This is a genomic window from Blautia sp. Marseille-P3201T, from assembly GCF_900120295.1.
Classification (GTDB): Bacteria; Bacillota; Clostridia; order Lachnospirales; family Lachnospiraceae; genus Blautia.
The window spans coordinates 529,539-545,154 of sequence record NZ_LT635469.1 but is presented as its reverse complement, the minus strand read 5'-3'; the positions used below and the strand labels follow the sequence as shown (position 1 = coordinate 545,154).

Annotated in this window: 11 protein-coding genes; 4 read left to right on the top strand and 7 right to left on the bottom strand. The window is 37.8% G+C overall.

Annotated features, from left to right (window positions below):
- Positions 1-37: 37 nt before the first annotated feature.
- The gene (locus BQ7352_RS07580; RefSeq protein ID WP_242948551.1) at positions 38-1,369 is read right to left on the bottom strand and encodes a hemolysin family protein; all 1,332 of its coding nucleotides are present in this window, start codon (positions 1,367-1,369) and stop codon (positions 38-40) included.
- 386 nt (positions 1,370-1,755) lie between these two features.
- Positions 1,756-2,643, bottom strand: coding sequence for a M14 family zinc carboxypeptidase (locus tag BQ7352_RS07575; protein WP_072448330.1), 888 nt, complete (start codon positions 2,641-2,643; stop codon positions 1,756-1,758).
- A gap of 73 nt (positions 2,644-2,716) precedes the next feature.
- On the opposite strand from BQ7352_RS07575, the gene BQ7352_RS07570 reads away from it, so the two are divergent.
- Positions 2,717-3,541 carry an HAD family hydrolase gene (locus tag BQ7352_RS07570; RefSeq protein ID WP_242948559.1) on the top strand — a complete coding sequence of 275 codons (825 nt, stop codon included), beginning with the start codon at positions 2,717-2,719 and terminating at the stop codon, positions 3,539-3,541.
- Between the two features lie 36 nt (positions 3,542-3,577).
- Here BQ7352_RS07570 and BQ7352_RS07565 read toward each other — a convergent pair whose 3' ends face one another.
- From BQ7352_RS07565 to BQ7352_RS07545, 5 genes are all read right to left on the bottom strand, one after another.
- Entirely contained in the window at positions 3,578-4,864 is a 1,287-nt protein-coding gene (locus BQ7352_RS07565) for a Na+/H+ antiporter NhaC family protein (protein ID WP_072448326.1), read from the bottom strand.
- Positions 4,865-4,890: 26 nt separating this feature from the next.
- Positions 4,891-6,324 carry an adenylosuccinate lyase gene (purB, locus tag BQ7352_RS07560; RefSeq protein WP_072448323.1) on the bottom strand — a complete coding sequence of 478 codons (1,434 nt, stop codon included), beginning with the start codon at positions 6,322-6,324 and terminating at the stop codon, positions 4,891-4,893.
- Positions 6,325-6,428: 104 nt separating this feature from the next.
- Positions 6,429-7,205: a hypothetical protein gene (locus tag BQ7352_RS07555; protein WP_072448321.1), complete on the bottom strand. Its 777-nt coding sequence runs from the start codon at positions 7,203-7,205 to the stop codon at positions 6,429-6,431.
- A 12-nt stretch (positions 7,206-7,217) separates the two neighbouring features.
- A complete protein-coding gene (locus BQ7352_RS07550; protein ID WP_072448319.1) occupies positions 7,218-8,465 on the bottom strand; it encodes a DUF5716 family protein in 1,248 nt (415 codons plus the stop codon).
- Between the two features lie 12 nt (positions 8,466-8,477).
- Entirely contained in the window at positions 8,478-12,017 is a 3,540-nt protein-coding gene (locus BQ7352_RS07545; protein ID WP_242948550.1) for a DUF5717 family protein, read from the bottom strand.
- Positions 12,018-12,133: 116 nt separating this feature from the next.
- On the opposite strand from BQ7352_RS07545, the gene BQ7352_RS07540 reads away from it, so the two are divergent.
- The 3 genes from BQ7352_RS07540 to BQ7352_RS07530 all read left to right on the top strand — a co-directional run bounded on the left by BQ7352_RS07540 (position 12,134) and on the right by BQ7352_RS07530 (position 15,566).
- The gene (locus tag BQ7352_RS07540; RefSeq protein WP_072448314.1) at positions 12,134-13,237 is read left to right on the top strand and encodes a pyridoxal phosphate-dependent aminotransferase; all 1,104 of its coding nucleotides are present in this window, start codon (positions 12,134-12,136) and stop codon (positions 13,235-13,237) included.
- Positions 13,238-13,340: 103 nt separating this feature from the next.
- Positions 13,341-14,210, top strand: a complete 870-nt coding sequence (locus BQ7352_RS07535) for a phosphoribosylaminoimidazolesuccinocarboxamide synthase (RefSeq protein WP_072448312.1) — start codon at positions 13,341-13,343, stop codon at positions 14,208-14,210.
- 114 nt (positions 14,211-14,324) lie between these two features.
- Entirely contained in the window at positions 14,325-15,566 is a 1,242-nt protein-coding gene (locus tag BQ7352_RS07530; protein WP_242948549.1) for an MFS transporter, read from the top strand.
- Positions 15,567-15,616: the final 50 nt, after the last annotated feature.

Below are 15,616 nucleotides of genomic sequence, written 5' to 3'. Positions count from 1 at the left end.
GATACAGTATATACGAAAATCAGCTTTTTTTCAATCCTTACTTTCTTTCCTCTTCGGATTGTTCCATGTCAGAGGTCTCTTTTATGGTAACAACTGCGCTCTCGACTTTATGATTGTGAATTTTCATATCTGTGATACACAATCTGTCAATTTCTAAAGACATCTCTGTGCCGTCCTGCGGAATACTCCCCAACGCATGAAATACAAGACCGTTAAAGGTATCATATTCCTCACTTGGAAGCGGGATTGCCAGCATTTCAGACATTTCCTCCAGCAATGCCGTTCCTCTCACCTTCCATGCCCCGTTTTCTAAAGGCTCAAGCTCAGGAAAGGTATCCTCTTCCAATTCCCCTACCAACTGTTCGATTAAATCATTTAAGGTTACAATTCCCGTCATTCCGCCGTATTCATCCAGTACGATTGCCATAGAGCATTTTTTCTTTTTCATATTTCGAAACAGCACGTCTGCTTTTACCGTATCCGGTACAAAATATGGCTGACTTACTGCATGTTCCATAACAACGCTGCGGCTTTTATCTTCCAAACGGAAGTATTCTTTTACATTTAACACACCGATAATTTTGTCCGCTGTTTCTTCACAGATAGGATACATGGTATATCTGGTATGGTAAATAGTTTCTCTCCATGTTTCCATGTCATCTTCCATATCCAGCATCACCACATCGGTTCTGTGTGTCACAATCTCCTCTGCGGATAAATCGTCAAATTCAAATACATTTTGTATAAATTCTCTTTCTTCACAATCAATGGTGCCCTTTTCTGTTCCCACATCAACCATCATGCGAATTTCCTCTTCGCTGACCTGTTCTTCCTCTTTGTCTGTATCAATGCCTAAAAGCTTTAAAACAGAATTTGTGGAAAATGTCAAAAAGCTCACCAGCGGTGAAAAAATCTTTGAAATTCCGTCAATCAAAGCTGAAATCCCAAGAGCAAAGGGCTCTGCCTTTCGCATGGCAATCTGCTTTGGAACAAGCTCTCCAAACACAAGTGTAAAATAAGACAACACAATGGTAATTAAAATAACGGAAACAGACTCTAAAACCTGAACCGGAATAGCAATTCCCAATCCCTGAATACCTTTTACCAGCACATCGGAAAAGTTCTCTGCTGCAAAAGCACTGCCCAGAAAACCGGACAAGGTAATCGCCACCTGAATAGTTGCCAGAAAACGTGCCGGCTGACTTGTAAGCTTTACAAGCCTCTTCGCCCTTTTGTCTCCTTCTTCCGCCATCTTTTCCATTTTATTATCGTTCATGGAAATCACTGCAATTTCTGCACATGCAAAAACCGCATTTAATAAAATCAATACTACCTGTAATAAAATCATAAAAATAATTGTACTTCCCAATTTCTTTCCTCCTTAAATAATCTGATATCTGATTGCTTTTTTCTCATTCCCGCAAATACAGGCTTACGCCTATCCAGCGCAACATCAGATGTACAGAAGGATTTTCCTTATTGGTACAGTCATCTTCATCCATTGTGCAGTGTCTTACTCCCTTCTCTTATAATTTATTTAGGATACAGTATATAAGAAACCTGCAAGAGAGTAAAGTAAAATTTCTTTTTTTATTTTCTTTTTATTTTTGTATAACTTTTCAATTTCTGTCTATACTACAAATAGTCCACAGGGAGATGATACAAAGACGCATCCCTCCCTGCAGACAACAAAAGAAAAAGTAGAAATACTTTATCCTCCCCTTTTTGAGGGTGTTTGCAAGCACCCTCATTCTCCTACATAATACGAAGAATATTCTTCCAGACATCTTTATTTTTCTCCCATATTTCAGGAAATTCGTTTTCCGAAAGCGGGGAGTCCCCTTTTCCGATTTCTATGGTAATACTGGGTATTTTCATTTCCAGAAGCGCCCAGTCCTTGTATCCCGCCGGTGCTATTTTATCCCACCCGTCTATTATCTCGTATCCCGTTGTGTCTCCTATCACTTTTGCCAGCTTCTTGGTGTCTTCCCTTAATTTTCCCTGCTGTCCGAAATCCCAGTAAATCACCTCTCCTGAGGAATGATAGCTTATGGTTGCCTGAAATTTTTCCTTTCTTGTAAGCTTTGTAAGCGCTTTTGTTTCCACCTCTGACTCCGGATATGCGCCTTTATATTTTTCCACAGAAGGTTTTTGTTTTTCACAGGAATATTCCTTCCAAAAAGCATCAAAATTTCTGTTTAAATCCACGCCTCTTGCGTTGGATTTCCACCTGACAAAATCTTTCTTTTCCTTTATTTTCAAAAGCTTTTCTTTTAATTCTTTTTTCCTAATTCCCTCTATGCCCCTATGACACAGCGCTGCTCCGTCAGGATTGACCATAGGAATTACATGTACTGCCACATCAAAATCCTTATTCCCCCTTTTGCACATATACTGAAGAAAATGCTCCGTCTGTTTTACCAGAAGCTTTGCTGTCATATATTCTCTCCCATGAATGGTTCCTGTAAATAACAACTTTCTTCCTGCGTTTTTATTTCCCACGATTATCCTGTAAATTTCTCTGTCATCAAAACTCTTTCCCAGACTGTCAATCCAAAGTTTTTCCTGATATTGATACAGCAGATTTCTCAATTCTTTTTCCATGGTTTCATACTCATATAGTAAAATTCTGTCATTATACATTGACGATACCCTCGAAAATTATTATAATAGTACAATAGATATTCTAAAAAAGGGAGATTAAGAAGTGAAAAACATGAAACGACTTCTTGCAATCATTGGAGTCGGTCTTTTAGTAGGTATGTACGTGTTGACTTTTATTCTATCTCTAACAGACCATTCTAAGACAGGCAGTATGCTCATGGCATCTCTTTATGCTACTGTGGTGATACCTATTCTCTTGTATGCCTTTATGCTGGTATACAAATGGACACATCCCAAAAATGAAGAAATACCAAAAATCTCTGCGGAAACTTCCGAAATCGATACGCTGATTTTTGATATTGGCAATGTGCTTGCAAAATATGACTGGAAGAAACTCTTAAAAGAATTAGGATATGATGAAAAAACGGGAACTGCTGTAGCCAAAGCCGTTTTTCTCAGCAAGGAATGGGCTGAAGCTGACCGTGGAACTCTGTCAGAAGAAGAACTTTTACAGACCTTTATTTCCAATGCACCCAGCTACGAAAAAGAAATTCGTGAAACCTTTGATGCTGTTGGAAAAACGATTTCCACCTATCCTTACACCAAAGACTGGCTTAGTTATTTGAAAAAACGAGGCTATAAGATTTATATTTTATCCAACTTTGCAAAACCCGTCTATGACCGGTGCATAAACGAGCTGGACTTTCTAAATCTTGTAGATGGAGGATATATGTCCTGGCAAATACACTACATAAAGCCTGAACCGGAAATTTATCAAAAACTGATTACAGATTTTAAAATCATTCCACAGAAAGCTGTATTTATTGATGATTTAATGGACAATGTCGCTGAAGCACGTGCACTTGGCTTCCATGCAGTTCATTTTACAGGCAAGAAAAATGCAGTTCGACAATTATTGGATTTCGGAGTAAAATAAAAAACAGCAATAGGCCACATAACCTATTGCTGTTTTTTATTTTGTAGTTCTTCTTCTAAACAGAATAAATAAAATCGCACTGACACCCATCAAAATCGGATAAAACAGATATGGCATAATCTGTACCGGAGACAATGCAGAAAGTCCTGCTGCTGTCAAAAGCTGTGCTCCGTAAGGGATAATACCCTGTCCTACTGATGCAAAAATATCCAATAAAGAAGCGCTTCTTCTTGGTGATACACCAAATTCCTCACTGATTTCCTTTGCAATAGGACCTGACATAACGATTGCCACTGTATTATTTGCTGTACAGCAGTCTACCAGCAATGCCAAAATTGAGATACCAAATTCTCCCCCTCTTGGCCCGTTAATTCTTTTCTTAATCAAATTCAAAATAAACTCAATTCCACCGTATTCCTTCACTAAAGCTACAATGGCAGCCACAATAATGGAAATAACGGTAATGTCATACATGCTGGTAATTCCTTCACCCATTTTCTGGAATACTTCTCCAATGGCAAAAGCTCCTGTTCCCACACCTACAATAGCAGATAATACTGTTCCTGCAATTAAAACAATAAACACATTAATTCCAATTAAAGCTCCGATTAACACTACCAGATATGGTACAACTTTAACTACCTGATAATTCAATTCTTCATCAATTTTTCCTGCATTTCCGCTGGCAATAAAGAAGAAAATAACTGCTGTTATAATTGCCGCCGGCAATACAATGAGGAAATTTTCCTTAAATTTATCTTTCATTTCACAGCCTTGAGTTCTAACAGCTGCAATAGTTGTATCTGAAATCATAGATAAATTGTCACCGAACATAGCCCCACATACAATAGCGCCCATACAAATCGGCATAGAAATTCCTGTTTTTTCTGCAATTCCCACACCAATAGGAGCCATCGCTGTAATCGTTCCTACAGATGTTCCCATAGATACGGAAATAAAGCAGCCGATAATAAACAGCCCTACTACTGCAATAGATGAAGGCATAATAGAAAGTCCTAAATTTACGGTACTTTCTACTCCCCCTGCCGCCTTAATCGTGCCGGAAAAAGCACCTGCAGCAAGAAAAATCAGACACATTGTCACGATATTTTCTTCTCCGATACCTTTAGAAATAATAGAAATTTTATCGTGAAAACGCACTCTGGGGTTCTGTAAAAATGCTACAACCAAAGCAATCAAAAATCCTACAATGGCCGGCATTGTATAAAAGTCATTAGAAATAATTCCCGCACCGATAAAGATGACAAGAAATATTCCAATAGGCAAAAGCGCTGAAGCTCTCCCCTTCTTTTCCTCTTTCATATCATGTCCTCTCATTTCTGTTGTTTTTACACATTAATCTCTGCTGTCATACCCAGAAGCTCTTTATTTGCTTCCAAAACAGGATTAACTACTTTTTTCAGGAAGTTGTCTACCTGAACGGCCGCACGTCCTGTATATTTTGCAGGATCCATAGTTTTCTGCAGATCTTCCAGTGTCATGTTAAATGCCGGATCCGCAGCAATCAGTTCCAGAAGATTATTGTCTTTACCTTCTACTTTTACATTTCTTCCTGCTTCCATGGAAAGCTCACGAATTCTTTCATGTAACTCCTGACGGTCTCCCCCTGCTTTTACAGCATCCATCATAATATTTTCTGTAGCCATAAATGGAAGTTCACTTCTTAAACGTTTTTCAATAACTTTTGGATATACAACCAGGCCATCTACCACATTTAAGCAAAGATCTAAAATACCATCAATGGCAAGGAAGCCTTCCGGAACAGAAAGACGTTTGTTTGCAGAGTCATCCAGCGTTCTTTCAAACCATTGTGTTGCAGATGTAATGGCAGGATTTAAAGCATCTACCATAACAAATCTGGACAAGGATGCAATTCTTTCACTTCTCATTGGGTTTCTCTTATATGCCATAGCAGAGGAACCGATCTGGCTCTTTTCAAATGGTTCTTCTACTTCTTTTAAGTGCTGAAGCAGACGAATGTCATTAGAGAATTTATGCGCACTTGCAGCAATTCCTGCCAGCACATTTAAAACTCTTGTATCTACTTTACGAGAATAAGTCTGTCCGGAAACAGGATAACATTCCTTAAATCCCATTTTCTGCGCGATCATCGGATCAATTTTATCAATGGTTTCCTGATCTCCGTCAAATAATTCTAAAAAGCTTGCCTGTGTTCCTGTTGTTCCTTTAGAGCCTAACAGTTTCATTGTACTAAGTACAAAGTCTAAATCTTCTAAATCTAATAAGAATTCCTGCATCCAAAGAGTTGCTCTCTTTCCTACGGTTGTAGGCTGTGCAGGCTGAAAATGAGTAAATGCAAGTGTTGGCAGAGCTTTATGTTCCTCTGCGAATTTTGCCAGTTCTGCAATAACATTCACCAGTTTTTTACGAACCAGTTTTAATGCCTCAGTCATAACAATAATATCTGTATTGTCACCTACGTAACAGCTTGTCGCACCTAAATGAATAATTCCCTTTGCTTTTGGGCACTGTACCCCATAAGCATAAACATGGGACATAACATCATGACGAACCTGTTTTTCTCTTTCCTTTGCCACATCATAGTTAATGTTGTCTGCGTTAGCTTTTAATTCGTCAATCTGCTCCTGGGTAATATTTAAACCTAATTCCTTTTCTGTTTCAGCCAAAGCAATCCACAATTTTCTCCATGTACGGAATTTCATATCCGGAGAAAAAATATACTGCATTTCTTTGCTTGCATAGCGCTCAGATAATGGGCTTACATATCTGTCTGTACTCATATTCTTCTTACCTCTGCTTTCTTATCTTACTCAGTGTAATACATCTGGATTATATCTCATTAACTTTAAAAACACAAGCCGAAAATACTCATATAAAGCCTTTCCTAAAATCCTGTGCTCCTGTGATAATCCCTGATAAATCCTTCTAAACATTTTCCCGGTTCTTGATTTTCCGGTTTTTCCACAGCTTCACCGGCATTTTTCAGTTTTTCTTTTATTTCCTCCTGCATTTGAGGAGAAACTCCCATACGGTTGCATACTCCCGGAAACTCCTCCTGATTTCCCATGCAGCACGCCATAAGATAATGCGAGAGTACCTGTTTTGTATGCAAAAACTGATATGCTTTCAAAAAGCACTCCGCTGCTTCTTCAAATTGAAATAAATGCAGATAAGCACATCCCATATTGTGATAAATGCCACCACGAAACTGTTCTCCCAGACCTTCCTTGTCTTCCTTCAAAAGAGCATTTTCATAAATCTTCACAGCATTTACATACATTTTGTTTTCTACCAGATAATCCCCCTTTTTCTTCTCTCGAAGAACTTTTGGCTGCTGCTCCAACAGAGAAATCTGTTCATTTAACTCCTTAAATTCCTGATGTGTCAGATAATTGATTTCTTTAAACACGGCGAGAATAAATTCTCCTGTTCCCATATCTTCTTCCAACACTTTATAAAGACGGCGATATAGTTTCTCCAGACCAAATTCCTTTCGGATCCAGTCACAGAGATGCTCATTTAAAATACTTTCATCCAGAAGATAAATATTATGGTAAAAATAATAGCACAGTTCCTCAATACTATAAATGTTCGTGCTGATATTCTCGATATAATAGGGAATTTCTGCTCTCTTTAACTGACATAAAATATATCCGCTCATTCCTGTCCTCCTTTACCATGACACTTTCTCTGTCCATACATTTCCATTAGAAGGAAACATCTCTCCAAATCCCATATCTTCCACAACAATTACACAGGTTTCACTATTTTCGTATGATATACAAATCTTCAATCGCGTAGTTTTATTCGGTCTTTTCGGAAGTCCCGGAAGCTTCATACTAAATCTTGTCTTACTTCCTCCCTCCATAGGTGTTACCACAAATTCCAAATCCTCTTTTTCATCTAAAATCAATTCCAGCTCTGTATGAATTTCATACCAGTTCTTACCTGCTTCCACAAGGGAGTAAGTCTTTGGAGAACCATTCACCAGCATTTCCATTGCCACATTATTCCGTACCAAAGAAGGACTCAGGTACAAATATCCTTTTAAATTTCCCTCATCACATTTTTCTCTGGCTCCATAACAGGCGCCTTTTACATAAAGATTATTGCCATAAAAAACATGTCTCTGATTTCTGCATAAGAATGGAATAGAACGTACCGCCCAATCCTGTTCAAACCCTTCTCCCACTATATAAATACTGGAATAAGGATCTTTTCCACAGGAGCGGTCAATTAAACGATAGAAATCCTCGTCCCTCTTCACCGGATCTGTGGATAACTCTGCTGTAATTCCATGCTCAATACATGCCATTGCCGGTCTTTTTTGATTGTCCATAACCAGCCTTGCAAAAGACACCTGATTACCTTCAAACAAAAACCACCCGATTTTTCTTGTACAATTATCCTTCCTGTGGTTCATTACATAATAATAAAAGCTCTCGTCATAATCCTGCAAAAAGATCTGGTTTCTGGAAAATCCCATAATCTCAACCGCCTCATAAATAACTTTAACCATGGAAGCTGAAAGCTTGGGCACAGTGATCATCAATCCTTTTATCTGCCTTACAGGTTCTCCCACTCCTAAAAGAGACAACGCACCTTTTAAATAAGCTTCCATAAGTTTAGCAGGCTCATAATCTTTTTCTCCGATATGAACACTACTTCCTTCTCCCCATATACCTAAAAGCCCGTTTACTGCAATTTCCCCTTCATTGGCTGAAAAATATTCCGCTTCCAGCCCATAATGCCAGACTTCCTTTTCCGGATTTACGGATAACAAGGTGGGAAAAAGATACTGATTACTCCCTGCCTTTACAGAAACAGAAATGGGTTCTTTCTCTTTCCTGTCGTAATAACAAAGCTGTGATTGAAGCTTTCCGATTTCCAGCCCTACTATAATGTTTCTCGTTTCGTTCATTTCTTTCACCCCTTAATCCAGCAATTCAAATAATTGTGCCACCTGTCTTTCCTGTTGCAAATAAGCTTGCTCCATAGCAGAAAGTTCATCTTTCTTTCCTTCTTCCAAAAGCTTCAGCATTCGATTTAACAGCTGATATTTACTGTGTCCGTAAATTTCCGCATCTTCTACCTGTAAAATCTGCTGTGGGATTTCCCATGTCTGTCCGTTTCTTTCTATTACAAAACGATATAAAAGCTTTTCTCCGTAAAACAGGATAAATTCTTTATTATAAATCCCCTGATATCGTTCCTTCAGCGGCTCTGTTTTTTCTTCAGAAATCACATTTTCTCTCTCTACCTGATAGTAAAGCGTGACCTTTGCTCCCGGTCCCGCCTTGCACTCTACAAACATCTTATCTTCCATCTGGCATGCCTGCAAAAGCTCTCTTGGCATCTCTTGGAAAAATTCAAATTTCAGACGCTCTCTTCTACACTCTTCCAAAATTTTCTGTGCTCTCTGCCGCTTCTTACTATCCCATTTCTTCTGCTCTGTATCATGTTTTAAAAGAGCCAGTCTACAGATAATATCACATTCCCACTCCTTATCCATAAGACTTTCCAACCCATCAAAGAGGATTTCCCCTGTTTCTTTTCCTCCTACAAAATAGCCGTAAGACTCAAAAGTCAGGTAAGCCAAAATAACATGCTCATTTCCTCCCTGCTGTATATAATCTTTCAGAACCTCCAGCCCCTGCTCAGAATAAATTCTGGTGAACATGCTGTACCGAAGAATTCTTTCTTCCAAAGCATAACAGTCCAGAGAAAAACCTCTGACACGCTTCCACAGTTCTGTCATCTCCCATACAGGGCCTTCAAAATGTGATGCCATATATTTTAAAAGAATTTCATCATAAATACCCGATTTTACAATATAGCCTGCCAGCAACAGCAATTCTTCCTCATATTCAAACTCTAAATTCAAAATCATTCTGCTGCACATTCTTAAAAGAATGGACATCTCCACATCTTCATATCCGTATTCGCAGATTAAATCATAAGCCCCTACAAACATATCCTGTTTCACTAAAATCGTAACCAGAAGGCTTTTATTTACTTTTGCAAATGCTTTAAAATCCATCTCCTTTAAAGACTCTCTTAAATTCCTATTGTCCATTTGTGACTCATAGTAGAGAAGCAGACGTTTACGGATTTCCTGTCGATAATCTTCCTCAAAGATATCCTGTTTTAAAACAGCTTCGAAGCTGGAAATATTCTCTTCTGTAATGGAATTTTCATGTTTTAATTCCCCACAGGTATGCAGCAGCATTCCTGCATATCTTTGCCCATCTTTTGCCAGCTTTCCTGACAATTCTTCAATATCTAAAAGTTTATGAAGATTATAGTCTACGGTACCTGCATATCGGCGCTTGCTGCTGTCCTCAAATAAAATTGCCGCATCCTGTGTATAGAGAGAAATATAGGCTGTTCTGTCTGTACACAGATACACCTGCTCTTCTTTCATTGCAGTATGGCGGACAATTACTTTACAGATTTTAGGATCATCACAATAAAGCCTGTAAGTAAATAAAACCTTTGCCAAAGCTGCACGTACGTTCTCATCTTCGGAATTTACGCAAAATTCCTGATACACCACTGCAAAATCTTCATTCATTCTGCCTTCCTTAATTTTGTCACAGGCAAAAACTTCCATGTTTTGTTTATAAGCCTGATAAGTTTCCTTATCAATTTCTTTATTTCGAATAATGTTACTATAGATAAACGCCCTTCTCTGGTCACTTAATGTATTGTTATATCCGAAATACAGGCGGATAACCTTTGGCAGGACTTTCTGATAATTCCTGCTCATAGTTTCAATATAATATTCATACAAACCTGTAATTTTCAATTCCGCCCGAACAGCCAAATCATACCATTTAAAGTATTCCTGTTTTCTCGGTTCTCCCTTCATTACAAACTGGCAAATTCCTTTTATTACCAATGCAGAAGGATACTTTTCATAGATATAAGATAAAATTTCATACACTGGTTTTGAAAAACGCTTTAACTGACCTGCTAAATCCACTGCACGAAACGCCATTTCCTCTGTAAGCATTCCATATTTCCGGGCAAAGCGGTATACCTGTATAGTAAAATGGTTCATTTTTCGGAAAACAGAACCATCTTCCGCGCCTAACTTACATGCCATTAAATATAAAAATGGACTTCTACAGCCGGTTCGATACTGTTCCTCTAAGAAGAACATCTTTCTGGATTGCGTTCTAAGTGCCTCTTCATCCATTTCAAAAATCATATATAGAAGCAGGCAGCTGTCCACACGTCTTTGATATAACTGCTGTAAACGCACAGCTGTCTTTTCTTTTAACTGTGTACTTCTGTGAGATATTTCATCAAGATACAGAAATGCCCCTTCTAAAATTTCTTCTTTCTTCACTCTCTGATTGTTTTCCAAAGAGTCTAAAAGTCGTCTTGCCTCATCTTCCTGTCCTTTTAAAACCCACATATAAGCTTCAAAAAGCTGACATTCTGTAGAATAATAACCATTTTCTTTTAATTCATCTAAAAGCGCCTTTGTATTATCACACCATTCTGAAACAGTCACTTTTCCCAGTTGAAGTTCTAAAAGAGATTTCGCTGCTTCCAGCTTCTTTTTCTTCTCATAAGCAGTTACATCCACCTGTATTCGATTGCTTTTTGAAACCATAATCTCATAAGTAATGGTTTCATACACGGTTTTAATGGAAATTCTGCCAAAGTTTTTCCCTTTGCCCAAATATTCTTTTCGAATAATATATTCTAAATCATATACACTTCCGATAAAGTGCCCGTCATGTATAACCTGTTTTTCTACTTCCAGGAAATCTCCTGAAACTGTAATCTCCGCTCTTAAAAATCCCCAGCCATTCCTTCTTATACGCAATGTATCTTTTAAAGAACTCTGTACTTCATAAAGCTCCAGTTTTTCCTTTTCAAGACTTAAGGAAACAGGTTCTTTTAATCCTGCTTTAATTAAAAATTCTTCTAAATTCTGATAAGGAGCAGGCATTTTTACCATTGCTTCATAATAAGGCAGTAACTCTTCTCTCCCTTTCAAAAGCTGTGGAAAAGATTTTTCCACAAAGAGCTGATATGCCTCTCGGAAATCCTCCTTTGCAAGGGCAACAAATTCTTCCAATGTTCCCACAGTTCCCTGAGAAGTCCGCACCTGTGTTTTCCTTACTTCAATAGAAAAAGGCACCCTGTATTCTCCTATACTGGTGCTTAAAACAATCTCTCCTTCTATTTTGTCTGCACTTTTCAGTCCTTTAGCATCTATTCCATATGGCAGAATGATTTTTTCTCCTGCAAATTTTTCCTTACCTAAAAGGAACCGTCTGTGTGTAGAGTATGCCATTCCTTTTATTTTTCGTTTATCTTCTGCTGCAAATTCTAATTCACCCCTGAGCTTTTCTTCCGGCATTGTTTTTAATACAATTTTTTCTGTTGATAAAGTAAGCTCCGGTACATCGTATTCAAATCTTCCATTTATCAGTTGGTCCATTCGTGTTTTCAAAATATCACCTTTACTCCGTCTTCTTTTTATTGAACAATTAACAATATTCTGCTACTATGAATTATACACTACAATGAATTGCTGTGCAACTTTAATACAAAAAGGGAGGCTATTTCATGCTGAAACATAAAGACCACTTTCACGGAAGCGATTTGGAAAAAATAGAAGAAATTTATCACATAAAAAAAGAGGATATTACCAGCTTTTCTGCCAATGTAAATCCCCTTGGCATCTCTCCTCTGCTAAGAGATACGCTCTCAACTCACATTGATGCCATTACAAATTACCCTGACAGAGATTATACAAAACTCCGCAAAAGCATCTGCGACTATACGGGCGCTCAGTTTGAAAATATCATTGTGGGAAACGGTTCCACAGAACTGATTTCTCTGTTTATCCAGACAACCAATCCAAAAAAAGCCTTAATTTTAGGACCTACCTATTCGGAATATGAGCGTGAAATCGCATTAAAGGGCGGTCAGACTCTTTACTATCCACTTTTGGAAGAAGATAATTTTCAAATCAATATCTCTGATTTTTGCTCACACTTAAATGACAGCATTGATTTACTGGTACTTTGTAATCCTAATAATCCTACATCTACAGCAATTACCAGAAAGGATATGCGCAAAATTTTAGATACCTGTATGCAGTATGGAACCTGTGTTATGGTAGATGAAACTTATGAAGAATTTGCTCCTTTAGACAGTAAAATTTCTTCTATTCCTCTTACCAATAACTACAATAATCTCATTGTTCTGCGTGGTATTTCCAAGTTTTTTGCAGCTCCCGGTCTGCGTCTGGGATATGCGGTAACAGGCAATCCAGACCTTTTAAAATATATTAATACAAAGAAAAACCCTTGGACAATTAACAGTCTGGCAGAAATTGCAGGCTGTATTATGTTCTCTGATAAAGAATATATTGACAAAACAAGAGCTTTAATTTCCGGAGAGAGGGAACGGCTTTTCCAAATCTTATCCTCCTGGAAAAGTGTAAAGGTATATCCTTCCTGTTCCAACTTCCTTCTTGTGAAAATTTTAAAGGAAGACGTCACCTCCGAACAGGTCTTTGACTATTGCATCCGCAGAGGACTTATGATACGTGACTGCTCCACTTTTCCATTTCTGGACAGTTCCTTCATCCGTTTCTGCATGATGAGTCCTGAAAAAAATAATGAACTTTTACAGGCTCTTTCTGAAATTCTGGGAGAAGTTTAAAAGATTTTATACTTTTTTTGGAAATACTATTTCTTTTTTTCAAAAATTTGTTACAATAAAAGCGGTTCAAACTATAATTATATAAGAGGAAAGGTGAAAACACATGCAGGAGTACAAACCATTTAAAGAAGGAAAAGTACGTCAGGTTTATGACATTGGAGAAGAATTAGTTATTTATGCAACAGACAGAATTTCCGCATTTGACTACATTCTTAAAAACACAGTTACAAATAAAGGTGTTGTCCTTACAAAAATGTCAAAATTCTGGTTTGATTTTACAAAGGATATTGTTCCAAACCACATGATTTCTACAGATGTAAAGGATATGCCGGAATTCTTCCAGCAGCCGGAATTCGAAGGACATACCATGCTTTGCCAGAAACTGGAAATGCTCCCTGTTGAGTGCATCGTGCGTGGATATATTACAGGAAGCGGTTGGGAAAGCTACCAGAAAAACGGTACTGTATGCGGCATTAAGCTTCCGGAAGGATTACAGGAGTCTGATAAACTGCCTGAACCAATTTACACACCAACTACAAAAGCAGAAATCGGTGACCACGATGAACATGTTTCCTTTGAAGAGACTGTTGAAACTTTAGAAAAATTATATCCTGGACGCGGACAGGAATATGCAGAAAAAATTCGTGATTACACAATTGCATTGTATAAAAAATGTGCTGAATATGCACTTACAAAAAATATTATCATTGCAGATACAAAATTTGAATTTGGGTTAGATGAAAACGGAGATGTAGTCCTCGGCGATGAAATGCTTACACCGGACAGCTCCAGATTTTGGCCATTAGAAGGCTACAAACCAGGACAGGGACAGCCATCCTTTGACAAACAGTACGTTCGTGACTGGCTGAAAGCAAATCCAGAAAGCGACTTCCTCCTTCCAGAAGAAGTAATCAACAAAACAGTTGAAAAATATGTAGAAGCTTACGAATTACTCTCAGGAGAGAAATTCTAATTTTCATAACCGGAGTTGTCACATTAAGTATTCTCATAAATATTTAATGCGACAACTCTTTTTTTATATAGGCTACTCGCAAAAAATTGTCAGAACGTAAAGGAAATAATGCCTATGAAATTTCTAAAAAAGCATTTCTCAATGTACAGCCATTTGCCAAAAGAAATCTATGTATTGGCTTTTGGTAAAGTCATGACAAGTATGGGAGCTTTAATATGGCCCATGCTTACCTTAATCATGAGTGAAAAGCTGGGGCTGAACGGACAGACGATTGGCCTGTATATGATGATATTTTCTATGTTTATGGGACCATTTTACTTACTAGGAGGTAAGATGGCTGACAAATACAATAAAAAGCATATCATCGTTACCTTTGACTTAATTGGAAACAGCCTCTATTTCGTTTGCGCTGTATTACCAATGTCCATGACAACGCTGTATTTATTAGCGATTGCTTCCTTATTTCAGGCAATGGAACAGCCGGCTTATGATGCTCTGATTGCTGACTTGACAACCTACAAAGATAGGGAAAGAGCCTATTCCCTGAATTACCTTTCGATGAATTTAGGATTAGTTTTGGCGCCGACTATCGGCGGTATTTTATTTAATCATTATCTCAGCCTGTCTTTTTTCATTAACGGTCTGGCAGATATAAGCAGTACGCTGCTGCTTTTAATTTTTATTAAGAATGTAAAAGCTGCTGACCAGGATAACGAAGCAAGGAACGAATATGAAAAAGGTGAAACAGGCTCCATATTCAAAGTTTTTTCTGAACGAAAATTATTTTTTCTGTTATTTGTTATTTCCGGCATAGCTGCGCTGATTTATAATCAATTTAACTTTTTGATGCCTTTACATATGGAGGAAGCCTTCCACGGCTCAGGAGCTTTTAAATTTGGAATTTTAACAAGTATCAATGCTGTTGTCGTAGTAATCGGCACGCCCATATTCACCAAAAAGCTTTCCGGAGTAATTGATATCAGGATTATGTATTTGGGACAGCTATTAGAGTCATTAGGACTTGCCTTCTTTATCTTTGTAAATCATTATTTTATCATTGCGATTATTGGGATGATACTGTTTACCATAGGTGAAATATTCGGTTCCATATCAAAAACACCTTATCTTACAAAGAGAATACCGGAAACACATCGTGGAAGAGTATTAAGCATTACAAACAGCTTCGCCGGATTAATCGGAGTTTTAAGTAATTATGTAATAGGAACACTTATCGACTATTACCCTTTCCGTACCGTATGGGTAATGATAGCGATAATCGGTTTATTTGTGATGATTTTATACAGTATTTATTTAAGGCTGGACAAGAAAGTATATTCCGGTCTTTATGAAAAATAAGGTTGCTACATCAATCGAAAATATGGATACATTTTACGCTCAGCTAAAAA